Source organism: Pannonibacter sp. I15F10I1, assembly GCF_900185665.1.
GTDB classification, from domain to species: domain Bacteria; phylum Pseudomonadota; class Alphaproteobacteria; order Rhizobiales; family Stappiaceae; genus Pannonibacter; species Pannonibacter indicus.
Map to the genome: position 1 here is coordinate 324,508 of NZ_FYAN01000002.1, position 22,480 is coordinate 346,987.

The 22,480-nt window shown below is 61.6% G+C and carries 20 protein-coding genes and 2 tRNA genes; 10 read left to right on the forward strand and 12 right to left on the reverse strand.

All coding sequences use genetic code 11. The features are described 5' to 3' along the window. Positions 1 to 662 precede the first annotated feature (662 nt). From IF10I1_RS01405 to IF10I1_RS01425, 5 genes are all read left to right on the forward strand, one after another. Positions 663 to 3,767, forward strand: a complete 3,105-nt coding sequence (locus IF10I1_RS01405; RefSeq protein ID WP_244293660.1) for a helicase-related protein — start codon at positions 663 to 665, stop codon at positions 3,765 to 3,767. A gap of 56 nt (positions 3,768 to 3,823) precedes the next feature. Continuing rightward, positions 3,824 to 4,192: an RNA-binding S4 domain-containing protein gene (locus IF10I1_RS01410; RefSeq protein WP_082205872.1), complete on the forward strand. Its 369-nt coding sequence runs from the start codon at positions 3,824 to 3,826 to the stop codon at positions 4,190 to 4,192. 198 nt (positions 4,193 to 4,390) lie between these two features. Beyond that, complete coding sequence (gene fdxA, locus IF10I1_RS01415; RefSeq protein WP_019964945.1) at positions 4,391 to 4,729, forward strand: ferredoxin FdxA; 339 nt, start codon at positions 4,391 to 4,393, stop codon at positions 4,727 to 4,729. Between the two features lie 470 nt (positions 4,730 to 5,199). Next, on the forward strand, positions 5,200 to 5,772 hold the full coding sequence (locus tag IF10I1_RS01420; RefSeq protein ID WP_050472324.1) for a CarD family transcriptional regulator: 573 nt from the start codon (positions 5,200 to 5,202) through the stop codon (positions 5,770 to 5,772). Between the two features lie 465 nt (positions 5,773 to 6,237). Then, positions 6,238 to 7,107 carry an RNA polymerase factor sigma-32 gene (locus tag IF10I1_RS01425; protein WP_050472322.1) on the forward strand — a complete coding sequence of 290 codons (870 nt, stop codon included), beginning with the start codon at positions 6,238 to 6,240 and terminating at the stop codon, positions 7,105 to 7,107. Between the two features lie 357 nt (positions 7,108 to 7,464). Here the strand turns inward: IF10I1_RS01425 and IF10I1_RS01430 are convergent, their stop codons facing one another. Together IF10I1_RS01430 and IF10I1_RS01435 are read right to left on the reverse strand one after the other, a co-directional pair. After that, entirely contained in the window at positions 7,465 to 8,874 is a 1,410-nt protein-coding gene (locus IF10I1_RS01430) for a M48 family metalloprotease (RefSeq protein ID WP_051105384.1), read from the reverse strand. An 82-nt stretch (positions 8,875 to 8,956) separates the two neighbouring features. After that, positions 8,957 to 9,727, reverse strand: a complete 771-nt coding sequence (locus IF10I1_RS01435; protein WP_186391682.1) for a hypothetical protein — start codon at positions 9,725 to 9,727, stop codon at positions 8,957 to 8,959. Between the two features lie 404 nt (positions 9,728 to 10,131). Here IF10I1_RS01435 and IF10I1_RS01440 point away from each other — a divergent pair. Beyond that, positions 10,132 to 10,208, forward strand: a tRNA-Arg gene (locus IF10I1_RS01440). A 554-nt stretch (positions 10,209 to 10,762) separates the two neighbouring features. Here IF10I1_RS01440 and IF10I1_RS01445 read toward each other — a convergent pair. The 6 genes from IF10I1_RS01445 to IF10I1_RS01470 form a co-directional block, all read right to left on the reverse strand. After that, entirely contained in the window at positions 10,763 to 11,386 is a 624-nt protein-coding gene (locus IF10I1_RS01445; protein ID WP_058900878.1) for a recombinase family protein, read from the reverse strand. A 126-nt stretch (positions 11,387 to 11,512) separates the two neighbouring features. Further along, a complete protein-coding gene (locus tag IF10I1_RS22800; RefSeq protein WP_208994249.1) occupies positions 11,513 to 13,762 on the reverse strand; it encodes a DUF6371 domain-containing protein in 2,250 nt (749 codons plus the stop codon). Beyond that, positions 13,752 to 14,063 (reverse strand): hypothetical protein, encoded by a 312-nt coding sequence (locus IF10I1_RS01455; RefSeq protein WP_186424324.1) that lies wholly within the window; start codon positions 14,061 to 14,063, stop codon positions 13,752 to 13,754. The genes IF10I1_RS22800 and IF10I1_RS01455 overlap by 11 nt, the downstream gene beginning before the upstream one ends. Further along, positions 14,060 to 15,130, reverse strand: a complete 1,071-nt coding sequence (locus IF10I1_RS01460) for a hypothetical protein (RefSeq protein WP_186424325.1) — start codon at positions 15,128 to 15,130, stop codon at positions 14,060 to 14,062. Before IF10I1_RS01460 ends, IF10I1_RS01455 begins: the two co-directional genes overlap by 4 nt. Positions 15,131 to 15,493: 363 nt before the next feature. Next, on the reverse strand, positions 15,494 to 16,630 hold the full coding sequence (locus IF10I1_RS01465) for a hypothetical protein (RefSeq protein ID WP_186424326.1): 1,137 nt from the start codon (positions 16,628 to 16,630) through the stop codon (positions 15,494 to 15,496). Positions 16,631 to 16,841: 211 nt separating this feature from the next. Further along, the gene (locus IF10I1_RS01470; RefSeq protein WP_186424327.1) at positions 16,842 to 17,099 is read right to left on the reverse strand and encodes a helix-turn-helix transcriptional regulator; all 258 of its coding nucleotides are present in this window, start codon (positions 17,097 to 17,099) and stop codon (positions 16,842 to 16,844) included. 104 nt (positions 17,100 to 17,203) lie between these two features. Here IF10I1_RS01470 and IF10I1_RS01475 point away from each other — a divergent pair, with 104 nt between their 5' ends. Genes IF10I1_RS01475 through IF10I1_RS01485 form a run of 3 tightly spaced genes read left to right on the forward strand, consistent with a single transcriptional unit; the run spans position 17,204 to position 18,329 of the window. Beyond that, on the forward strand, positions 17,204 to 17,554 hold the full coding sequence (locus IF10I1_RS01475) for a hypothetical protein (RefSeq protein ID WP_186424328.1): 351 nt from the start codon (positions 17,204 to 17,206) through the stop codon (positions 17,552 to 17,554). A 17-nt stretch (positions 17,555 to 17,571) separates the two neighbouring features. After that, a complete protein-coding gene (locus IF10I1_RS01480) occupies positions 17,572 to 18,018 on the forward strand; it encodes a hypothetical protein (RefSeq protein ID WP_186424329.1) in 447 nt (148 codons plus the stop codon). An 11-nt stretch (positions 18,019 to 18,029) separates the two neighbouring features. After that, complete coding sequence (locus tag IF10I1_RS01485; protein ID WP_186424330.1) at positions 18,030 to 18,329, forward strand: hypothetical protein; 300 nt, start codon at positions 18,030 to 18,032, stop codon at positions 18,327 to 18,329. 19 nt (positions 18,330 to 18,348) lie between these two features. On the opposite strand, the gene IF10I1_RS22805 is transcribed toward IF10I1_RS01485, so the two are convergent. Both IF10I1_RS22805 and IF10I1_RS22810 read right to left on the reverse strand, forming a co-directional pair. Next, on the reverse strand, positions 18,349 to 19,053 hold the full coding sequence (locus tag IF10I1_RS22805; protein WP_208994250.1) for a site-specific integrase: 705 nt from the start codon (positions 19,051 to 19,053) through the stop codon (positions 18,349 to 18,351). 64 nt (positions 19,054 to 19,117) lie between these two features. Further along, positions 19,118 to 19,666 carry an Arm DNA-binding domain-containing protein gene (locus IF10I1_RS22810; protein WP_208994251.1) on the reverse strand — a complete coding sequence of 183 codons (549 nt, stop codon included), beginning with the start codon at positions 19,664 to 19,666 and terminating at the stop codon, positions 19,118 to 19,120. Positions 19,667 to 19,967: 301 nt separating this feature from the next. Here IF10I1_RS22810 and IF10I1_RS01495 point away from each other — a divergent pair. Next, a tRNA-OTHER gene (locus IF10I1_RS01495) sits at positions 19,968 to 20,039 on the forward strand. A gap of 213 nt (positions 20,040 to 20,252) precedes the next feature. On the opposite strand, the gene IF10I1_RS01500 is transcribed toward IF10I1_RS01495, so the two are convergent. Both IF10I1_RS01500 and ppk2 read right to left on the reverse strand, forming a co-directional pair. Next, complete coding sequence (locus IF10I1_RS01500; protein WP_186391671.1) at positions 20,253 to 21,266, reverse strand: Gfo/Idh/MocA family protein; 1,014 nt, start codon at positions 21,264 to 21,266, stop codon at positions 20,253 to 20,255. 141 nt (positions 21,267 to 21,407) lie between these two features. Continuing rightward, on the reverse strand, positions 21,408 to 22,328 hold the full coding sequence (ppk2, locus tag IF10I1_RS01505) for a polyphosphate kinase 2 (protein WP_050472318.1): 921 nt from the start codon (positions 22,326 to 22,328) through the stop codon (positions 21,408 to 21,410). Positions 22,329 to 22,480: the final 152 nt, after the last annotated feature.

Genomic DNA, 22,480 nt, shown 5'->3' on the forward strand with positions numbered 1-22,480 from the left:
CATACAAAGGGATGAGAGCAAAGAAAAGAGCCAACACTCTTGACCTATTCGCCTGCGCCAGCTCAACAATCAAACGCCCCATAATGGGACATAATTCTTTATCTTTTGCCCGGTTCAACTGGTTGCCATAAGCAACCATTTATACCCTCCAACCGCTATTTCGTGGCTCTGCCGCCTGAACACTACAAACTGTCGTACGAACAAAACAAAAACGCATAACGGACAGCGATTCGTGCATGAGTCGTTCCGCTTTGGTGCTGAAGGTTGAGATAGCGCTCGTGAAAATTGCTGATCCGGTTAACCTGATCTGCACGATTTCCTGAGCTTGACGCGATTCCGGAAAACGGCGCCCTGCCCACCTTAAATCCTTGGTCAGATTCAGGATTTCGTGGTCACCCCCTTGCCGGAAACCACATGTCGTAGGGAACAAAAACAGACTCGCGGCTTGTCTGCGATTCGATCAGCCTTTGTTCCAGACTCGTTCCTTTGCCCGGATTCGCTGCCCCGTTTCAGCCATGGCGCCGCGTTAGAACCGGGGCCGAAAATCGTGAGGGACAGGGGGAAGACCCTATGCTAGACAGCCTTCCGCACGCCCTGACCTTTGTGAGGGCCAAGACACCCGGCCGAACGAAGCACTCCGCGCGATGCCTCCGATCCAGATCATGACCTTGCCGCCGGCCGCCCGGTCCAGAACCGTTACGGCGGTGCTGGGCCCGACCAACACCGGCAAGACCCATCTCGCCATCGAGCGAATGCTGGCCCAGCCCTCCGGCCTCATCGGCCTGCCGCTGCGCCTGCTGGCGCGCGAGGTCTATGGCCGTCTGGTGGAGCGCGCAGGCGAGGCTGCGGTTGCCCTGATCACGGGCGAAGAGAAGATCGTCCCCAAGGCGCCGCGCTTCTGGGTTTCGACGGTCGAGGCCATGCCGCTCGATCTCAACACCGAGTTTGTCGCCATCGACGAGGTGCAGCTGGCCGCCGACATGGAGCGCGGCCACGTCTTCACCAACCGCATCCTGAACCTGCGCGGCCGCTCCGAGACGCTGCTGCTGGGTTCTGCGACCGCCCGTCCCCTGCTGGAAAAGCTCATTCCCGGCCTCAATGTGGTGACGCGGCCGCGCATGTCGGTGCTGACCTATGCAGGTTCCAAGAAGATATCCCGCCTGCCGGCCCGTTCTGCCGTCGTCGCCTTCTCCTCCAGCGAGGTCTATGCGATTGCCGAGCTGATCCGCCGTCAGCGCGGCGGCGCGGCGGTGGTGCTGGGCTCGCTCAGCCCACGGACGCGCAACGCACAGGTGGAGCTGTTCCAGAACGGTGACGTGGACTATCTGATCGCCACCGACGCGATCGGCATGGGCCTCAATCTGGATGTGGACCACATCGCATTTGCCGGAAACCGCAAGTTCGACGGCTATCAATACCGCAATCTCAGCCCCGCCGAGATGGGCCAGATCGCCGGGCGCGCCGGGCGCCACATGCGCGATGGCTCCTTCGGTGTGACGGGCCGTGTCGATCCCTTGTCCGATGATCTCGTGGAGATGATCGAAAGCCACCGGTTCGATGCGCTGAAAGTTTTCCAGTGGCGCAACACGCAGCTCGATTTCACGTCGATTTCCAGCCTGCGTGACACACTGGACCTGCCTCCGCGCGAAGACGGGCTGGTGCGCGCACCACCCGCCGACGACGCGCAGGCCCTCGAATATGCCGCAAAGGATCACGGCATCCGCGACATGGCGTCCTCCCCCGCACGGGTGGCGCTGCTCTGGGATGTCTGCCAGGTGCCGGACTATCGCAAGATTGCCCCGGCTAACCACGGAGACCTGCTTATCCACCTATACACGTTGCTCGTGCGCAACGGGGTGGTCGATGAAGACTGGTTTCAGCGTCAAGTGGCTTTCGCAGACAGGGTGGATGGTGATATCGACACTCTTGCGAACCGGATTGCGCACATCCGCACCTGGACTTTCGTGGCAAACCGTGCCGAATGGCTGAAGGACCCTGTTCACTGGCAGGGTGTCACCAGAGGCATTGAAGACAGACTGTCGGACGCCCTGCATGACCGTTTGACCCAACGGTTCGTGGACAGGCGGACAAGCGTATTGATGAGACGTTTGAGAGAGAACGCCATGTTGGAAGCGGAAATCACGCAGACTGGGGACGTCCTTGTGGAGGGCCAGCATATCGGCCGCCTGCAGGGGTTCCGGTTCGCGCCGGATGCGGTTGCGGACAGCCCGGAAGGGAAGGCCGTACGCGCAGCAGCCCAGAAGGCACTGGCCAGCGAGATCGAAGCCCGTTCCGACCGGCTGTCGCGCGCGCCCAATGAAGATTTCGTCCTGAGCACGGACGGCACCATCCGCTGGCAGGGCGAACCTGTCGCCCGTCTCACCGCCGGTGACGACGCGCTGGTGCCCGGCTTCGTGCTGCTGGCCGACGAGCACCTGACCGGCCCCGCCCGTGACCGGGTGCAGGCTCGCGTTGACCTGTGGGTCAAGGCGCATGTCGGCACGCTGCTGAAGCCGCTGATCGACCTGAAGGACGCCGAAGGGCTGGAAGGCCTTGCCCGTGGCATCGCTTACCGCATCTATGAGGCGCTCGGCATTCTGGAACGCCAGGATGTGGCCAATGATGTGCGCCAGCTCGATCAGGACATGCGCGCCTCGCTGCGCAAGCTGGGTGTCCGCTTCGGCGCCTACAACATCTATGTCCCGGCCCTGCTGAAGCCGGCTCCGAGCCAGCTTCTGGCCCAGCTCTGGGCGCTGAAGCACGGCACGCCGGACATGCCCGGCCTCGTGGAGCTGCCGCAGTTGTCCGCCTCGGGCCGCACCTCGATCACCGTCGATCCGCAGATCGACAAGGCGCTGTACAAGGTTGTCGGCTTCCGCGTCTGCGGCCCGCGCGCCGTTCGCGTCGATATTCTGGAGCGCCTGGCCGACCTCATCCGCCCGCTCATCGCCTGGAAGCCGCTTGATGCCAGCGTCACGCCTCCGGATGGTGCCATTGCTCAGGGCGGCGGCTTTACCGTCACCGTGGCGATGACCTCGCTGCTGGGCTGCGCAGGCGATGACTTCACGGAAATCCTGAAGTCTCTGGGCTATCGCAACGAAAAGCGCGAGATCGAGCGCCCGGTGGCCGCAGCTGCCGTGGCCAGCGTGACGGTTGAGGCCGCACCTGCCGATACGGCCGCGGCCGAAGCCGCTCCGGTCGAAGCCGTTCCGGCGGAAGCGGAAGCTGCAGTGGAAGAAACCGCAGCAGAAGCTCCGGCAGAAGCTGAAGCCACCGCAGAACCGGTTGCAGCCGAGGCTGAGGCAGAGACGGCTGACGCCGGCGAAGCTGCCGCCGCCGTTGCCACCGAAACCGTCACCATCGACATCTGGCGTCCGGGCCGCACCGGCGGGCGTTCGCGTCAGGGCGGTGAAGCTGGCGAGCGCCGCGGCGGAGGTGACCGCGGTGACCGCAACAAGGGCGGCCGCGGCCGTCCGCAGCAGGGCAAGCGCGGCGAAGGCGAAGGCGCAGAAGGCGGCCGCAACCGCTCCGGCGGTGAGCACCGCGGAAACCGTGACGGCAACCGCGAAGGCCGCCGTGATGACCGGCGCGACGACCGCCGCGAAGGCGGCAAGGGCGGCAAGCCGCACCATCAGGGCCAGAAGCAGGGTCAGGGCCATGCCGGCCAGCGTGACCGTGCGCCGCGTCCGGAAAAGCCGATTGATCCGAACTCGCCCTTCGCAGCCCTGCTGGCTCTGAAGGCCAACATGGAAAAAGGCAAGTCCTGAGCGCCAAAGGCACATCAGACACGGCCCCGCACGCGGGGCCGTCCGCCTCGCAGCGGATCGACAAGTGGCTCTGGTTTGCCAGGGTGACGAAATCCCGCACCCTGGCTCAGAAACTGGCCACCGGCGGGCATGTGCGCGTCAACCGCGAGAAGATCGACAGCGCCAGCAAGGCCATCCGCACCGGCGATGTCCTGACCATCACGCTGGAACGGCGGGTTGTCGTGCTGGAAGTCGCCGGTCTCGGCACCCGGCGCGGCCCCGCCCCGGAAGCACAGCTGCTCTACAAGGACCTGACCCCGCCGCCCGCCCCGCGCGCGGATGTGCCCTCTGCGCCGGCGCAGCGGGATCCCGGATCGGGCCGCCCCACCAAACGCGACCGGCGCCGCATGGACGCTTTTCACTCCGGCCTCGAGGATCCGGAGTAAGTTGATCCCCTGACAGGCAAAAGGACGCATGCGCTTTTCTTTCGCCAGGCCATTCCTGCCCTTACTGTGCTTGCCACAAAGGGGCAAAAGCGGTAGGCAACGGCCCTGAAACGGGAAGCAGGCTCTGCCGGTCCGCCGTAGCTGAGGGAGACGGCGCGAGGACCGGCTGATACCGCCAGCGCCATCAAGAGGAACGCGATGACCTACGTCGTCACTGACAACTGCATCAAGTGCAAGTACACCGACTGTGTCGAAGTCTGCCCGGTCGATTGTTTCTATGAAGGCGAGAACATGCTCGTCATCAACCCGGACGAATGCATCGACTGCGGCGTGTGCGAGCCGGAGTGCCCGGCCGAGGCCATTCTGCCGGATACCGAGCCCGGCCTCGAGAAGTGGATCGAGCTCAACGCCGAGTATGCGGCAAAATGGCCCAACATCACCGAGAAGAAGGATGCCCTTCCCGAGGCACCCGAGTTCGACGGCATCAAGAACAAGCTGGAAACGCACTTCTCGCCCAACGGTCCGGACGGCGCCTGAGCAATTGCAAGGCTTGATGCGTCAGCATCCTGGAGCCTTGGCAAAAGCGGGAAATCCTTGACCTGACGCATGGCGGAAGCCTGCAGGTTACGATACGGAAGCAAGTTGCCAGAGCGGCCAGCATAACACCCGGTCGCTTTCTGCTTTGGTTTTTTGCGTTTTTGTGATAGGTTGTTCAAGTAGTCGTCGCAGTCTTGGTTCACCCCCTCCCCCTGGAGGTTTTTTTATGGTCGCAGTCCACCGCTGGATCGTGCGCGAGATCAAGTTTCTCCGCAGCCATGCACATGTGAAATGCGGCCCGTTTGAACCGGCGAGCACCGGCGGCTGACCACCCAAGACGTACAGACAGGTCCGGTGCTCATGCGTGAGCAGGTTCCGGTCCGGTTTGCGTTACCACAGGAACAACGGTCCGCCCCGTGGCGGCCCGGTACGGCTCATTCAGCCGTAACTGCGCAGGAGTTACGAAGCGTATGGCAACCCCCACCAAGAAGACCGCGCAGCGTCAGGGCTTCAAGACTGGCGAACATATCGTCTATCCCGCTCACGGCGTCGGCCAGATCACGGCCATCGAAGAGCAGAGCGTTGCGGGTTATGCGCTGGAACTGCTGGTCATCAGCTTCGAGAAGGACAAGATGACCCTGCGTGTCCCCGTCGCCAAGATCGCCTCGGTCGGCATGCGCAAGCTGGCGGATGCCGCTGCTGTGAAGAAGGCTCTGGAGACCGTTCGCGGCCGTCCGCGCGTCAAGCGCACCATGTGGAGCCGCCGCGCCCAGGAATACGAAGCCAAGATCAACTCCGGCGACCTGCTGGCCATTTCCGAAGTCGTGCGCGATCTCTACCGCTCCGACGCCCAGCCGGAACAGTCCTATTCCGAGCGCCAGCTCTATGAAGCTGCACTAGACCGGATGGCCCGTGAAATCGCGGCCGTGAACAAGTGCTCCGAGACGGAAGCCGTCAAGCAGATCGAGCAGAACCTCGCCAAGACCCCGGCCCGCATCAAGAGCGCCGAGGAAGAAGGCGAGCAGGAAGAAGAAGCCGCCTGATCAGGCCGCCTCTTTTCACGATCAGGAAGGGCGTCCGGCGCAAGCCGTGCGCCCTTTTCCTTTTTTTGCCCTCACTGAGGCCATTGTCTCATACTAACTTCCGATGAGCCAGGCTTATCCGGGAACCGATCAAGCCCGTGCGGGGTTTGAACAGTCCCAGGGGGTGATGCGTCAGCATCTCAGATGCCTTGGTCTGATGAGACGCTGCAGCCACATTTTCGTGATGCGCCTGCGTCAGAATGTGCCAGAAACCTGGCCCGGCGGGCAGGCCGAAAGGCAGCCCTCAAACGAAAAGCCTATTCAGGGCAAGGAGTTGCCCTCCCCCGCAGCTTTGCGTGCCTGAGGCGCGCTGACGGGCACTGCATTCCCCGGCAGCCACGCCACCGTCCAAACCGGGTGAAAACGCTGATCTGGACCGCCGCAAGTGGCGTAACATATCCGACAAGCAACAGGGAGCCTGCCATCATGAGTACATCGATGAGCACCCGGCGTCAGATCGTCAAGGCCGCCATCAACGCGCCGTACCTTAGCCGCGAGGAAGAACAGCAGCTCGCCATCAAATGGCGGGATGAACAGGATCAGGCCGCACTGGACCGCCTGTCCCTCTCGCATATGCGTCTCGTCATCGCCGTGGCCGCCCGCTTCCGCAACTTCGGTCTGCCGATGAACGACCTGATCCAGGAAGGCCACGTGGGCCTGCTGGAAGCCGCAGGCCGGTTCGAGCCGGAGCGCGAGGTCCGCTTCTCCACCTATGCCACATGGTGGATCCGCGCCTCCATCCAGGACTATATCCTGCGCAACTGGTCGATCGTGCGCGGGGGAACTTCCTCGACGCAGAAGTCGCTGTTCTTCAACCTGCGCCGTCTGCGCGCCAAGATCAGCGCCGAGCAACAGGGCATCAACGAAAGCGAGATGCACCGGCAGATCGCCGAAACCATCGGCGTGAAGATTGCCGACGTGGACATGATGAGCGCCCGGCTGTCCGGTCCCGATACCTCGCTCAACGCGCCCCTGTCAGATACGGAAGGCAGCAGCGCCGACCGGCAGGACTTCCTCGTCTCCGATGCGCCGCTTCCCGATGAAGTGGTCAGCGGCGAGATCGATGGCGAACGCCAGCGCAAGTGGCTCCGCTCCGCCATGAATGTGCTGACCGAGCGCGAACGGCAGATCGTGCGCGAGCGGCGCCTGAAGGAAGAAAGCGCCACGCTGGAAGCCATTGGCCAGACCATGGGCATCTCCAAGGAGCGTGTCCGCCAGATCGAGAACCGGGCATTGGAAAAGCTGAAGGAAGCCCTGCTCAAGGCCCAGCCGGACCGTCTGGCCCTGATGCCGTGAGGGGGGGCATGCTCCCAGGGGGAGAGTGCTTTTAACCGGCGATCCTTGCCAAGACACTGATACCGGCGTTTGATGATCTTGACTCATCGAGCGCGGGTTAAGCCCGTGCGGCGCTTGAGCATTTTCAAGGCGTGATGCGTCAGCATCTCAGAGCCTTGGTATGAGTCACCCCGGCCAAGCGTAGCGCGAGCCGGGGTCTACTCGCTTGCAGAGCGCCTCTGTCATCCTGAGCTTTGGCAACGGGTTCCCGCCGGAAGCACCACTCACCGCTCTGCGAACGAGTGGTTCCCCGGATCTCCGCTTCGCTCCGTCCGGGACGACTCCCAGGCACGGTTTCAGGCTCAGCTCAACCCCGCTTCAATCCACCACCAGCTTCACCGACGTTCCTGCCGGGATCTCGTCATCCGGGCGGAATCCGTTCAGCACGGAGAAGAACTCCAGCCGGCGGGATGGTTCGATGCCGCTCATGCCGATGGCAAGGCTGCGCGGCGTATCGCCGTCGCGGCTCTGCACCACCTTGATGCGCAGCGACTGCAGCCGCGCCCGCTCTGTCGGAGACAGCTGGCGGAAGCTCTGGATCGTCTGGTCATAGTCGCGGGTGAAAGCCCCGCCCGGATCCCGGCTGGCAAAGATGAAGCGGTAGCCATTGCGGCCGATGCGCACCACGGCGATGCGGAAGGACCAGCCCTGCGTGATCGCGGAGCCGACAACCGCCGGCAGGCCGTTAATGGTCGTTTCCTTGACGCTGTCGGGAATGAGACCGTTGATCCAGCCCGCATTCATGTAGCTGCGCAGGCTGTCATAGCCGGTCAGATCGGCCCCATCAAAGCGCATGGCCGTGCCCGAGCCATTGCTGGCCAGCACGGCCTCCGGCGAGTTTTCCAGCACATAGCCGGCCGGCACCGAGAAACCGATGCCAAGCGCCTTGTGCAGGAAGTCGCGCCCGCGCACGAAGCCCTCCAGCGGATCATCGCCAAACAGCATGCCGTCGATGTTCGACAGATAGGCCGTGCGGTCACGCTCGCCGATGCCCGGCGCGCTGATGGCGCGCGCCTCCTGGACGGCAAGGTTCATGCGCTCCGGCGTGCTCGGATGCGAGGAAATGAAATCCGGCGCGGAAGAGCCTTCCTTGCGCGCGCTCTGGAGCGCCGCAAAGGCCGACATGGAATTGAGGAAACGTGCAGCGGCAAAGGGGTCAAACCCGGCGCGGGCCAGCGTGCGCACGCCGATCTTGTCCGCCTCCAGCTCCTGCGCCTGCGAGAAGCGGGCGAAGGAAAGCTGCGAGGAGATGACCGCCTCTTTCACCTTCTCCGGATCCTTCACCACATTGCTGACAACGCGGTTGGCAAGCTCCGTAGCCTCGGCCTTCTGCTGCCGCTGGATGGCGTGATTCGCCGTCACATGCGCCATTTCATGGGCCAGCACCGCCGCAGCCTCGGACGTGTCATTGGCCAGCGCCAGCAGCCCGCGGGTGATGTAGAGATAGCCACCCGGCAGGGCGAAGGCATTCACCGCCGGAGAATTGAGGATGGTGATGCGGTAGCTCTGGCTCGGATCATCGGAAGCGGCCACGAGACGGCCGACAACAGCCGCAATCGCCCGCTCCGCGCCGGGGTTCTGATAGACGCCGCCATAGGTCGCCACCACACGTGGATGTTCACGCGCGCCGATATCAGCCGCAAGGCCCGGCCGCAGCGTGCCCGGTGCCACGACGCCCACAGAAGCCGAATTGCCGCCCAGCATCTGGCAGCCCGCGAGACTGGCCATCAGGCCTGCCGTCAACAGGGTGCGGAGCGCCTTGCGCACCGGGCTAGACTGGTTCTTCACTGGCACTGTTCCAACCGGCAATTCATTCACCGCCCGACACTCTGTCCCTGGCAAAAGCTTCAATCTGGACCGGATCGGTCACCTCCAGCAAAGGCCCGTTCCTGTCCTGCAAAATTCCCCTCACCCGGACCCAGCGCCCTTCCAGCGCCTCCGGCGGCACCCCTTTGGCGGCCAGTTCGGCATCCAGCCGGGCATCAATTGTGACTGTGAAATCCGAAGACCAGTGACGGCCAAAATTCAGATAGCGAGTCTTGCCGCTTTTTCCAAGAGATACAACAGGTCCTTCAACGATCGTGAAGAGCCCTGTGCGCTCCGAAAGCCCGGCCAGATCGCCCGAGCGCAACCGCACCCCTTCGCCCCAGTCCGCCCCAAGCTTCTTTCGTGCAACGCTTTCGCGAAGCTGGAGTTCCCTCAGGCACTCAGAGGAAATGGCCGGCGCCGCATTGCCACGGGCCTTCACGGGCGGCAGAACGAAGGCAAAGCCATCCGCCAGAAGCCGGCCCTGCAGCCACCCGCCCGGTGCCTCCACCTGGGCGGCGCGGCGGCGCCAGCGGTCTTCCGGCCCCAGGTCACGCACTGTCAGCCCGGTGCCGGGCGCCAGCATGTCCCGCAAGGCATCGCGGCCCGGCTGGGCCAGCCAGACGCCCGCCAGCACGATGCGGCGGCCATCCTCAAGGGTCAGTTCGCCGCTATCCGATATGGAGGCGAGGCGAACGGCTTCGGCCTTGCCTGCACTGCCATGGCAAGCCAGTTCGGAGGGAAGGCCGGCGGCCTGCGCCCGTGCAGCAGGCATGACAAAGGGCGGGAGGACCAATCCGAGCCCGCACACAAAGGCAGCGCTTCCCGCCCTGCCCCAAAGGCCTCTTGCCCTGCGCATCACAGAACTTGCCTGCATCCACCCTCCAGCCAGCGGAAACCACCTGCCCCGAACCGCCCAAAGCCCTGCAGGCCCGGCAAGCCACAGCCAGGTGAGGAATATCCCGGTCTGGCACCCCTGTCGCATAGGGGATGATTGCGGCTCATAAATGGCGGAAAAGGCACAAGATTTAAGCGCATTGCAGCTTCACCCGCAATTCACACCCACCGCGGCGGCACCCTGCCCCTGACAATGGATTGTCAACAGCCCCCTGCCACCACATTTCCCGCCACACACACTCTCGCCCTCGCCCGCAAATCATGCTATGCGCATTCCCGGCTGGTCCCGTAGCTCAGCAGGATAGAGCATCAGATTCCTAATCTGAGGGTCACAGGTTCGAATCCTGTCGGGATCACCAATAATTTCAAGCGCTTACGCTAAGTGACGCCATTCTCCAGCTGGCCAATATAAGCAATATATAAACACTGCACTGCCCTTCCCCTCCCCCTTCACGCTGATTCTCTCTTTTCTCTATTTCAATAAAGAAAGGCCGTCATCGTCGTCATGGCCGTCATTTCCGTTTGATTTCAAACGCTTAGTAATTGACAGGGGTTGTCATCGGTCGTCATTCGGTCGTCATCGCGCCGCGCACAAAACAGCCCAGCGCCTCGCTCATGAGTTGCAACTTTAGCGCCGATGACAGAATAAGCCGTTGGTTTCTTTAGAAGTTTAGGCTTTGTGTTTAGTGTGAGGCTGGCGGCGGCTCGGGGTCTTTCCACCCGTCGGCGCCTCAGGGCTTTGTACGGTCCCTTCCATAGGGGGGGCCTTAATCGCGCCCCGTCTCCCTGCCGGTCATCTGCGGCAGCGTGCTGCAATGAGTGGAAGGGGGCGCGGGAGAAGGGAGGCCCAAAAAACAGAAGGCCCACGCCTTGGCGAGGCGCGGGCCATGAGGAAAGCGAAAGAGTGTTAGGCTCAGTCTGCCGCCTTCAGGTTCTTGGCGATCTTGGCGACAGTCCCTTTAGCGGCACCGGTCGCGGCCATGATCATTGACCAGCTGTCGCCACGCTCCAGCATCCGCGCAATCGCGGCATTCCGTGCGTCATTAGCCGGACGCCCCGTGTATCGGCCACCAGCCTTGGCCTTGGCGATGCCCTCCGCCTGCCGCCGCCGCCGGTCTGCGTAATCCTTCCGGGCAATTGCGGCAAGCATGTCCAACATCATCCCGTTGATCGCCTCAGCCATGCGGCTGGAGAATTCATCGGTTGCCGTAGCGCTGGCCAGCGTCCAACTCGTCGGCAGGTCCAGGGCAACGACCTTCACCCCGCGAGCCGCGATTTCTGCCTTGAGGCGTTCCCAATCTTCACCAGACAGGCGAGACAGACGGTCCACCTGTTCAATCAACAACACATCGCCGCGCTCACTGTCCGCAAGCAAGCGGAAGAGCTCTGGACGGTCCAAGCTGGCACCGCTTTCGTTCTCGATGTAGCGGGCGGCTATCTTCAGACCGCGTTCCTTTGCAAAGGCGTCAAGGGCAGCGCGGGCGCGGGTGGCGTCCTGTTCCTTGGTGGATGCACGAAGATAAGCCCGGACCAACATAGGAACCCCCATCGGTCTATTTTGTATGGTTCAATATGTATCGGTCTATTTAGGGTTATGCAAGTATCTTTTTGCACCAGCGCTTTGCGTGGTGCAAAAATAGTATACCCTTTTTGAACAGAGCCGTCAGAGCCACGATATTGCAATTGTCCGGCTACCGGCAGCCCGTCGCTTCTCAACAGCTATTCCTTTCGCTCGCAAAAGAGGGGCAGCACGGGCCACGGCATCGCCCAGCGTGTTGGGCTTCAGCGGCAGGAACTTTCCGCCTGTCGCATCTTCCGCGCCCAGCCGCGTCAGAGCAGCCAAGAGGGCCGTTGCCGTCCCCTCCCAACGCCCGGTCGGGTGTTCCTCGCGCATCAAGCGTTCTATCGCCACGGCCACCGGATCGCCCTCAAATACGGCCTCAGCCGTTTCTCGACGGTTCGCCTCATAGGCTGTCATGAAATCGCCAGCCATCCAGCCCAAGCCCGGTTCCGCTGCTGCCATCAAGCGGGCGAAGTCCGCCATGCGCGGTGCACGTTCCAGCTTTGTGCTGTCATAGCGCCGGACAGCCGCCGCCACCGCGTCGAGAAGCGCGCCAATGATGCCAGGGCGCACGGCCTCCCACGCCGCCCAGAAATCGTCCTCAGATTGCCGGGCTGTCTCGTCAATGCGAAGCAGGCGAACCGTCAGGCTGCGGTCAGCCATATCGGCCCGCCCGGTCAGGGACGGAATCCCATTCACCAGCACAGGCCGCGAGCCCGCGAACCAAAAGGGTTCCGCGTCAGAGTGCAGCTTACGGGTAAGAAAACCGCTGCCGGTGGAGAGACGACAGACGGAATCGCTGAACCAGTTTTCCACTTTCGACAGATTGTCGAAAGACAGCACGTGCGACGAGATCGCCATCGTGAAGAGATCGCGCTCGTCTTTCGGCTGCGCAAGCCCCGAGACTGCCGAAGGGTCCACCAAGCCCCGCAGGAGCCTTGCCATCGTCGATTTGCCGGAGCCCTGCTCCCCGCCAAGCGCCAAGACCGGAAACGCACTGCCGCGCCCCCAAAGGGCCGCGACGAGCCAGGCAACGATTAGCCTGAAGTCGCTGTCATCGGCGTTTATGAAACCACGAAGTTCCTCAATCAAATGCCCGGCTTCCGGCTCCGGAAGGGCGTGCATCGTCTCACCCCGCAAAAACTTGACCGGCGGACGGGCGATCACCTCCCAACCGTTGCCAGTGATCCGGACAGCCCGCCAAGCGTCATCGCAGAGATCCAGCCAGCACGCCTCGCCGTCCCAAGCAGTCCGCAAAAACGTCTTATGACGGGGGCCTTCCTCCACAGCTCGAACCTGAAGCACCCGCAACGCATCGGCCAGCATTTGCCCGGCTGGGGCATTCCCGGTGGCGCGGTAGAACTGTCCGGCAGCCCAGCGCGCAAAGGCCGCGCTGTCCAATCGCCAATGCTCTAGGTGCCCGTTAACAGGAACGGTGGCGAAACCCACCTTCTCCGGGGAGTGCCACAGCTCCGCCGCATCCAGTGAAGCCAAGAAAGCATCCCGTTTCGGCGGGCTCTTGCGTTCCCGGCGCTTGCCGCGCCCCCCTTGCTTCGCAGTGTCGGCAAGGCTGTCCGGGGCCGTCTCGGGAGCCGGTTCCGGCGCTGGGCGCATACCTGCTTCATCCCGCGCAAAATCATTCCCCAGTGGCGCGAGGGAGACTTCTTTAGCGGTCGCCACCAGATGCAGAACTTTAGCCGTGTTCCATCCTTGCTCTTTAGCGTCCGCAGCATCCCAGCCTTTGGCGACGCCTTGCGGCGGCTCGATCACACGAACGGACACAGCCCCCGCCGCCAGCGCGAGCCGGGCCACTTCATCCGCATAGACCCGGCCGGGCGCATCGGCATCCGGCCAGATGACCACAGCCCGCCCAGCCAGAGGCGACCAGTCAGACTTCGCTGCCCCCTTGCCGCCGCCGCTCGACGTTGTGGCCACATGGTCCGGCAACAACGCTGCCGCCGCGTCTGCTGCCTTCTCCCCCTCTGTGATGATGACCGGCGCGTCCGGGCGCTGGGCGAGCCGGTCGAGGCCGTACAGCGGCCGGTTTTCGGGAATGGCCGTCCAGCGCCACGCCTCGCGCCCAGATGCATTCCGGCACCAGGTCAAAGGCATCACGTCCTTGCCGCCGTCCGGCTTTTCGAACCGGGCGACGAGGGCGAGAACCCCGCCCGCAGCATTTCGATAAATCCATACGGCGGACGGCCTGCCTTTCGCGGGGTGCTCCTTTGGCGGCTTCGGCGCGCCGGGCGGCACAGGCAGCACCGGGAGCCAGGCAGGAACCGACGCCGGAGCGGCAGGGGCCGGGGCCGGGCTGGCGCTGCCGGAGATCGGGGCGAAGGGGTCAATCGTCATAGGCATTCACCCCCAGCATACCAGCCACCTTTTCCGCCGCTTCCGGCTGTTTGAGGTCAAATAAAAACGCCGCCAGCGCGACAAGATCGCGCCCGCCGTCACCCGTCGCAAAATCCGCCCATTTGCCAGTGCTAAGGTTCACCTTCAGCGAACCGCGCCGCCGGTCACCGCGTTTTGGGTTCCGTGCGACCCACTCGACGCCCTCGCGCCGTCCGTCCGGGAGCCACCGGCTGACAATTGACGGCGCAGCTGCCAGCGCTGCGCTCGCCACCCGTTCGAAATTAATCCGCCGCCGCCTCATGCTTCGTCGCCTTCTCTGGCGAAAAATGCAGGCGCAATAACTTCAGTGAGCCCCTGCGCAAGCCGTCCTCGCTCTTCGCCCGGAAGATCGAGGCCCAGCGCTGTCGTGAGGATTCTTTCCGCCCACCAGCCACCTTCTATGCCGGAGACAAGGCCCAGCAGCGACAACACATCGCGCCCATGTGCCCGCACTCTAGCTCCGCCGAGATCGAACCGGCCAACCCAACGCCCACCCCGCAGAACTGAAAACCGTACCCCCGCACGGGCATTGTTGTAGAAGAATGACCCTTCCGAAGATTCCCCACGCGGAAACAGCGCACTAAGCAATTCGCGCATCAAAGGGTGCAATGCCGCGCCGGGCGGCGACTTCGACAAAGCCCAGAGGGCCTCAGGGCGCAAACCGGCCACCACCGGCAGCAGAGTCCCTGTGTGCCGGTCGAAGAAATCCCGCAACGCGGCCCGGCTCAAGCCCGAGACTCGGAAGCCCGTAAAAGCCTCCAGCAGCTCCGCCGCATAGAGGCCGCCTGAGCTGCCAGCGAGCGAAGCGAGCAGCCCCAGCAGCCCGCCACTATGCTGGAGAGAACGCCCGCCCGCTTCCTCCGCTGGCATCCAAAACCAGCTGCCGGGTGCTGCAATCTCGACACGCCCCAAGCCATCGCAGTGATACTCAATCGTCTGGACGCGCCAAGGCGAGCGGCTGCACTTCCGCACGTCCAGAGCGGCAGCCATGAGTGACCGCATGAGAGGCGCAAAATGCCGTTCAGCCGGATGCAACCGGGCCAGAAGATTCACCCCTGAGAGCGGCGCAAAACTGCGTTGAGCGGCCTTGACAGAGGAAAATTCCGCGCCTTCACGCGGCATTAGCCGGTACTGACCGGGCCGCATTTTGATCGCGTAGGCGCTGCTGCACCCCGCCACACGCCAGCCCTCCCCGGCCCCGTGGCGATGGCTGCTGCCGCACCACGGGCAAGGCGCAGTCACCAGCCCCTTGCCAACTTTCACGGCCTCAAGCTCAACGCCGGAGAAGCCCAGGAACCGGGCAAAGTCTTCAAACTCGGCAGCACTCATGGCCGAACCTCCGTGCGCTGGGCATCAGCGGCGGACGTCGAGGCAAAAGTCTGCGAAGCGCAAAAGTCGAGCAGATCACACCGGCGGTATCGGACCAGCCGGCCAACTTTAACAAACACGGGGCCAGCACCGCGCACCCGCCACGCCTGCAAAGCACGATGGCTTATCTTGAGAAAGTCAGCCGCCCCGCGCTCCGTCAACAGAGCTTCAGGGTCAAGTCGTTGTTCATGTTCCATGGACCCTCATCCTTATCTTAGCCAACCGCACAATTGCGACGGCGCACGATGAGGGTGCAGGCACGGCATTCATTCCGCACCCTTTTTAGTCCATGAAAGCCGCACACACTTTTAAAGGCGGGCCGGACTAAAGAACCGGAGCCAGCTGCTCTTTTAAAAGGTTGCGCATCCAATAAAATATAGATTCCTCATAGGAAAACAAAGTATCACCCGGCTCACTGGGCCTATCTTCTCTAAATTCATGCATAAATCCATTAAAATAATAAGAAACCTCCCCTATTAAATGCTTAACGTCAGAATGACTATTTGACGTTCCCGGTTTTTGTCTCTCTGGAAATTCAAGAGCGACATCCCAATCCCCCCAAAAAACCCGCTCCGCCGTAAGTAAAAAATCATGAAACCCTCCATGGTATGTTTCGGTTGGCTTTTCACCTGTCAAAAAGTAATAAATACCGCCTGCAAAGCCAGCAAAAGCCCTGCGCCTGACGGCGGAAGGCCGTCCCTTCGCATTTATAAGTGATTTCCACTCGACTGCACTTTGCAAAAGAACAACCGAGAAATCCTTTATTTTACTTATTTTCTTAAGATCAAAAGCGCCGTATATTCCACCCTCAACAATTCCATGCATATATCTATTTGAGCCCTCTGCTCCATATCTTCTCTGATCATCAGCCACCTCACTAATTCCACTACGCAAGAACAAATTATGTAATATCTCAAAATTATCTGAAGCTTTTTCAGTTAAGTTGATAATTTCTTCAAGTACAGATGAAATTATCTTTGGGTCCATCCACCTGCAATCTCTGTAAATTTCATCAACAGAAGATCCACACGCAAATAACGCCCACCTAGTCCACCAATATGGACAATCAACACCAAGGGAAAGCAGGCGCGACCGCAAGCCTTCTCCGCCTTTTGCCAGAAGTTGCTCTAACCAATCATCAAGACCAATTTCCGAAGCGGGGCCGCAAGGCTTTACATACGGCTTCCAAGCGTCAGGCATTGGAAAATAATAATATTGTTCCTCAGCGCTATATTCGGGACCATATCCATTGAATGGAATGGTATCTCCATATAGACGCTTCCATAGATGATAAGACCTAAACTCTTCAGAGTACTGAACTTCAGGCGTTTTTCTAGTTTCTGGACAAAAAACATAGGCATCTTTTTTACCAGAGGTCCACGCATCCAACCTCCGCCTTACCGCTTCTTCACATGCATAACTGCTGAAATCGCGTTTAAGCCTTTCAAACAACTGAGCCATAATCAAACCTTCTCACAAATCAGGAAGAACGGGCGCAGGGCACCAGGTCAACCCCGTCAACGTCAACCGGTGGCGTCAACCCCGTCAACCGCGTCAACCCAACATTTTTGGCGGGGTGTCTGGCCCTTTTTCGGGGTCTTTCCGCCCGTAGCGCGGCTTTGCGGTCATACGGTCCCTGGAAGGGGGGGGCTGGCGTCGGCAGGGCAGACCATCATCCCTCGACCGCATCCCGCCGCAGGCGCACCCCAACACCGCCTGCTGCATCGGCCGCCAGGAACTCGACGCCTGCGGCTTCAAGGGCACCTTGCACGGCTTGGATGGTATCAAGCCCGCTGCTGAGAATGCTGCTGCCCCGTGCTTCCATTTTCCGGATCGTCCCGACATTGACGCCTGCCGCAGCGGCAAGAGCGATCTGCTCCATGCCCACAAGCGCCCGCGCGGCCTTCAGCTGGTTTCCCGTCGATAGCATTCCATACTCCGAATAGCTTTGATAACTACCATCGTAGCTATCAGGTTGACACTTCGTTACGAATGATTATGATATCTATCATAATCAATTTGAGGCGCAAAGCGATGCTGTTTAACCGTTCCACCATCTTCCGCGCTGCATGGGCAGACGCCCGCGCAGTTCACGCAAATTTCACGCGGAATGCCCGAATTTTCGGCCCTGCGCCGTCCTTGCAGTCCTGCTTCAGCAAAGCCCTGCGCGAGGCATGGGCGACAGCCAAGGCCGCAGCCGCCAAGGCCAAGGCCAAGCAGGCAGCACGGGCAGCCGTTGCGGCCCTGCCAGCCGCAGAGCGGGCACGCCTTGCCGCCGCCGCAAGTGAGGCAATCACTTTGCTTGACTATTCCGACAGCCCAAGCACCACCATAGCCGCCCGGCGCGCTCAGCTGACGGCAAAACTTGCAGCACTCACAGCGTGAAAAATGAAAGGAAAACCATGGAACAGCGTCATCAGCCTTGCCCTGTGGCCGCTCTGGGAGTTGAAGCCGCCGCCCTCGGTGCGCTTTACAACGATCTCAGCCAGGCCGGGCTTCTGTCCCAGCCAAACATCAGAGATTCAGCCTCCGGACTCGCAGACGCCATAACCGTAATTGAGAAAATGGCCTCGCACCGCGTGCCGGAGAACTTTACGGGGGCGTATTTTAAACTACTCCTGATCGCCGCAGACCTGAATGACCTCAGTGACTGGCCAGAGCAATCCGACCACGAGCGGGGCGAAATGGAACGCCGGATGAGGCGAAACCTTGGGCACCTTCTGGAATTCCTGAGGCCGCACGCGGGAGCAGACATTGCCCTCTTTGATCGCGACGAAACCTCCATCCTGCGTCATGCTCAGCGGCCCGAAGATCTGCGGCAGATGCTGGCGACGACCGGCACCAAGTGAAGGAACACGTCATGACACAAACAACCCTGCTGGAAATAATCGCGGCTTATCGTGCCGGTGCAGAGGCTTTCCAAAACCTCCCGCCGCACGCAATTGACGAAGCGGAAAACCCGGAATCGCTGATCGCTTCCACATATGGCAAACCTTACGAAGCTCTCGAAAACTGGACCGCCGCCGCAGCAACACCACAAGAAGCCGTCGCTGCCTTGCAACTGGCGCTGGAGTTTGCACAGGCTGACGGCTGCGGCCCAGCGCCATCAGCGCTCATGGCCGCAGCGCTGGGCTTCCTTGAGAGAGCCAGCGCGCCTTGAGCACCAGCCAGAGGGCCAACTATACATGATCCGGCTCCCGCTTCGGGGGCCGTTTTCTTTTTGCAGCAGCCAGTTCAATGACCTCAGCCGGCGCTTTCTCCCCCTTCAATCCCGCCTCGATCCGCGCCCCGACAGCATCAGACAGAACCCGGATCGGATCCGCATCGGGGCTTACGTATCTGTTGGTCATTGTCAGGTTGGAATGCCGCAGCAGGTGGGAGATAAGGAACGCATTGCTTCCCGCTTGTCCGGCGAAAGTTCCGACCGTATGCCGCAGGTCATGCAGGCGCACATCCTCAAGCCCGGCGTGAGCGCGGATGCGCTGCCACGCGTTTTCGACCACCTCTTTCGAAACATGGCGCTTAGGGTCGGCATCACGGGGCAGCACCCACGGCCCGCGCCGGGGCAGCCCGGCCAGGACAGCCAAGGCACCAGCGCCAACTGGATGCGCCCGCCGCCCACCGCCCTTCCGCGCCGGAAAGGCAACCGTCCCGGCTTCCGCGTCAACGTGGTTCCATTTCAGCTCAAGCACCTCTGACAACCTTGCGCCCGTCAGCAAGAGTAACCGGATAGCCGCGATGGCGGGAGCGCTCACGGCGGCACGCCGGGCTTCAGTGTCCTTGGCGAGATGTTTCCGCACATCGCCTTCAGCTTTGATCTTCCAAGGCAACCCTTTTGCTTCCGCCTCGTCCAGTGCCGCCCCCAGCCGGGCCAGCTCATTCATGTTCAGAAAACGTTCCCTGTGCACTTCAGGGAACCGCTTCACGAGGCGGGTCGGGTTCGAAAGTTCAGGCCGCAGCCCCCAAAACTTCCGCAAGATTGAAGGCTTTCGACAGAACGGACAGGGCGACGTTGGCTTGGCGCGGCGTCTCAGCCAGACCGCTATGGAACTTTGCAATGTCCTGCCGCTTGATCCCGGTCACCTTCGCCTTGCCGATACGCGGAATGATGATCTTTTCGACCAGGCGGCGCACTTCCTTGCGGGTTGATTCCGCGTTTTGCACATCGACGTGAGCCGTCAGGAACCGCTGCAGCAGGTCCGCAACCGTGTCACCCGTCCGCAGCGCCCGTCTTTCGGCAGCCGGGTCCTTGCCGGTCCTGACCTGCCCGAGGCGAGCCGCCGCCAGCTTGCGCGCCTGATCGGGCGCAAGCTCACCGTGGCGGCCTATCACCATGCGCCGCGTCCGGCCTTCCTCTGTCCGATAGGCCACGACATAGCTCTTCACCCCCGCCGGGGTGATCTGCAAGCCAAAGCCTTTCAAGGCGTCATCCCACAAAAAGCTAAGCTTTTCCTGAGGCTTGGCGGCATCGACTATTCTTTTGGTCAGGTTAGGCATCTCAGTTCCGGGCCTTTCTGTCCGATGACGACCATGACAACACCTGCTAAAACAGTGACGACCTTAAGCCGTTGTAAAACAACAATAATGACGACCATGACGGCAATGACGACCTTTCCCATATACTACACACGCTATAAGCCGCACGTCGCGCTGGGCCACGCTGCCAGGCAGAACACCCCACCCACAGCGGGCATTCAATATAAGCACCATATAAACAGATGGTGTCAAACTGCCTCGTAGGGCATCGTAAGCCATTCATGCTAACTATTTGATTTTGCGTAATCCGTAGTAGCTAATCGTATCAGGTGATACATATAAAAACAGATTCCTAATCTGAGGGTCACAGGTTCGAATCCTGTCGGGATCACCATTTTTTCAGGCCAGTCAAACCGCCGTTACCGCTCTGCACTCCGTGCAGCGAAATCTCCGGCAACACATGCTTCCTTCTCTTTCGTCATGGCCGGGCTTGTCCTGGCCATCTGCAAACCATTGATTTGTTTAGATCCTCGGCACAAGGCCGAGGATGACGATGGAGGGGCTACAGGTTTGCCGGCGGCCTCATGCCCGCCCGGACCTCTCAACCTCACACCTTCACCCAGGCTCCCGCCTTGTCCGATGCAAACAACGCGTCGAGGATGACCATGTTCTGGATGGCGTCTTCGGGGCCGTAGGGGAACGGGGCTTCGCCGAGGATGGCGAGGCCGAAGGCGTCGATGAGTTCGGCGTATTGATCGGCAGGCTCAACCTCGATGCGCTGCGCACCGGCATCGGCAAACTGGACGCCATCATCCAGCAGCAGCGAGACGGATCCGCCCTGCGGGGCGTTATAGGGGATGGTGATTTCCAGCCGCTTCTTCGTGCCCACGAGCTGCAGGCGCTGATAGGGCGCAAGCTGGGTGGCGACGGTGAAATCAAGACGGCGGCCGCCGCCGAAATCCAGAATGCCGCTGGAAAGACGGTCCGTGCCGAAAGCCGGATCCCGGTCGACCATCGACATGACGCGGACAGGCTCGGCCTCGAAGAAGAAGCGCCCGGCCACCATCGGATAGCAGCCAATATCCAGCAGCGCCCCGCCGCCGATGCCGGCCTGATTGCGGATGTTGTCCGGGTCGGCGTTGAAGTAACTGAAGAAGGACTGGATGGCCCGCAGCTCGCCCAGCTCGCCCGAGCGGACGATCTCGCGCGCCTTCAGCCACTGCGGATGCCAGCGCACCATGAAGCCTTCGGCCACCAGCGGGCCGGATTTCGGCAGGGTGAGCAGCTGGCGCGCCTCTTCGGCGTTGAGCGCCATCGGCTTTTCGCACAGGACGTGCTTGCCCGCCCTGGCGGCCTCAAGGGTCAGCGGCACATGCAGGTGGTTCGGCAGCGGATTGTAGATCGCGTCGATGTTCGGATCCGCCAGCAGCGCCTCATAGCTGCCGTGCGCCACCTGAATGCCGAGCTGGTCCGCGGTTTCCTCCGCCTTGGCCGCATCGCGCGAGGCAATGGCGACCAGTGAGCCGGTATGCGAGGCACGGATGCCGGGGATCACCTTTTCACGGGCAATCTTGGCAGTGGACAGGACACCCCAGCGGATGGGCCGTGAAACCAGAGACATGAGTTACGCTCCTCAACGTATGGAAAGCCGTTCCTCCGGCAGCTGCGGAGGAACGGAAAGACGGGAGCCGCAGATTGTCAGGCTTTGCCGCAGAAGGCCAGAGTCATGGGCTGAAAAACCTGCCCAGACTGCGTCACACTCTCAGTAACGCTTGGGCACGTAAAGTTCTTCCGGCAGCGTCATGCGCTCGTAATCCGGGTTGAACACGCGGTCCGGCAGCTTGACCGGATCATGCGGGATCTCCTCGTAAGGCACCATGGACAGAAGGTGCGAGATGCAGTTGAGCCGCGCCGCCTTCTTGTCGTTGCCTTCGACGATGAACCAGGGCGCCTCGGGAATGTTGGTGCGGGCGAAGGTTTCTTCCTTGGCCTTGGTATAGGCCTCCCAGCGCACCCGCGACTGCAGGTCCATGGGCGACAGCTTCCACTGCTTCAGCGGATCATGGATGCGCATCAGGAAGCGCAGCTGCTGCTCCTGATCGGTGATGGAAAACCAGTATTTCACCAGCTTGATGCCGGAGCGCACCAGCATACGCTCGAACTCGGGTACGTCGTGGTAGAATTCCTCCACCTGATCATGGCTGGCAAAGCCCATGACGCGCTCAACGCCAGAGCGGTTGTACCAGGAGCGGTCGAACATCACCATTTCGCCGGCAGCCGGCAGATGCGGCACATAGCGCTGGAAATACCACTGGCTCTTTTCGCGCTCGGTCGGGGCGGGCAGCGCCACGACGCGGGCGACGCGCGGGTTCAGCCGCTGGGTGATGCGCTTGATCACGCCGCCCTTGCCGGCGGCATCGCGGCCTTCAAACAGAACCACGAGCTTGTAGCCGGTGTGCTGCACCCAGTCCTGCATTTTCACCAGCTCGGCCTGAAGGCGCAGCAGCTCGTGGAAATAGACCTGCCGCTCCACCGTGGACTTGTGCTTCAGATCGGAAATGAAGGCGAGTTCACGGGCCAGTTCCGGCGACATGAGCTGGTCGTCGATCTCCATTTCCAGCTCTTCGTCCAGGCTGTCCAGCCACTCCGCCTGCGCCCAGCTGATATCCCGATTGTCGTCCATGACCGTCCCGTCTCCAGATCCGGCGGCTGCGCCGCCCCTTGATGCCGGCAAACTACACGCAGATTGCGACAGATTGCCGAAGGTTCCCGGCCTGATGTGGGGATTTTCGCGCAAGCCGGAAAGGGAACCAGGAACGAAAACGGGCGGCAAAG

Excerpts from the sequence above, each read along its gene's own strand:
- IF10I1_RS01405 (WP_244293660.1), top strand. The coding sequence starts at position 663 with ATGACCTTGCCGCCGGCCGCCCGGTCCAGAACCGTTACGGCGGTGCTG.
- fdxA (WP_019964945.1), top strand. The coding sequence starts at position 4,391 with ATGACCTACGTCGTCACTGACAACTGCATCAAGTGCAAGTACACCGAC.
- IF10I1_RS01420 (WP_050472324.1), top strand. The coding sequence starts at position 5,200 with ATGGCAACCCCCACCAAGAAGACCGCGCAGCGTCAGGGCTTCAAGACT.
- IF10I1_RS01425 (WP_050472322.1), top strand. The coding sequence starts at position 6,238 with ATGAGTACATCGATGAGCACCCGGCGTCAGATCGTCAAGGCCGCCATC.
- IF10I1_RS01430 (WP_051105384.1), bottom strand. The coding sequence starts at position 8,874 with ATGGCCAGTCTCGCGGGCTGCCAGATGCTGGGCGGCAATTCGGCTTCT.
- IF10I1_RS01435 (WP_186391682.1), bottom strand. The coding sequence starts at position 9,727 with ATGCCTGCTGCACGGGCGCAGGCCGCCGGCCTTCCCTCCGAACTGGCT.
- IF10I1_RS01445 (WP_058900878.1), bottom strand. The coding sequence starts at position 11,386 with ATGTTGGTCCGGGCTTATCTTCGTGCATCCACCAAGGAACAGGACGCC.
- IF10I1_RS22800 (WP_208994249.1), bottom strand. The coding sequence starts at position 13,762 with ATGACGATTGACCCCTTCGCCCCGATCTCCGGCAGCGCCAGCCCGGCC.
- IF10I1_RS01455 (WP_186424324.1), bottom strand. The coding sequence starts at position 14,063 with ATGAGGCGGCGGCGGATTAATTTCGAACGGGTGGCGAGCGCAGCGCTG.
- IF10I1_RS01460 (WP_186424325.1), bottom strand. The coding sequence starts at position 15,130 with ATGAGTGCTGCCGAGTTTGAAGACTTTGCCCGGTTCCTGGGCTTCTCC.
- IF10I1_RS01465 (WP_186424326.1), bottom strand. The coding sequence starts at position 16,630 with ATGGCTCAGTTGTTTGAAAGGCTTAAACGCGATTTCAGCAGTTATGCA.
- IF10I1_RS01470 (WP_186424327.1), bottom strand. The coding sequence starts at position 17,099 with ATGCTATCGACGGGAAACCAGCTGAAGGCCGCGCGGGCGCTTGTGGGC.
- IF10I1_RS01475 (WP_186424328.1), top strand. The coding sequence starts at position 17,204 with ATGCTGTTTAACCGTTCCACCATCTTCCGCGCTGCATGGGCAGACGCC.
- IF10I1_RS01480 (WP_186424329.1), top strand. The coding sequence starts at position 17,572 with ATGGAACAGCGTCATCAGCCTTGCCCTGTGGCCGCTCTGGGAGTTGAA.
- IF10I1_RS01485 (WP_186424330.1), top strand. The coding sequence starts at position 18,030 with ATGACACAAACAACCCTGCTGGAAATAATCGCGGCTTATCGTGCCGGT.
- IF10I1_RS22805 (WP_208994250.1), bottom strand. The coding sequence starts at position 19,053 with ATGAATGAGCTGGCCCGGCTGGGGGCGGCACTGGACGAGGCGGAAGCA.
- IF10I1_RS22810 (WP_208994251.1), bottom strand. The coding sequence starts at position 19,666 with ATGCCTAACCTGACCAAAAGAATAGTCGATGCCGCCAAGCCTCAGGAA.
- IF10I1_RS01500 (WP_186391671.1), bottom strand. The coding sequence starts at position 21,266 with ATGTCTCTGGTTTCACGGCCCATCCGCTGGGGTGTCCTGTCCACTGCC.
- ppk2 (WP_050472318.1), bottom strand. The coding sequence starts at position 22,328 with ATGGACGACAATCGGGATATCAGCTGGGCGCAGGCGGAGTGGCTGGAC.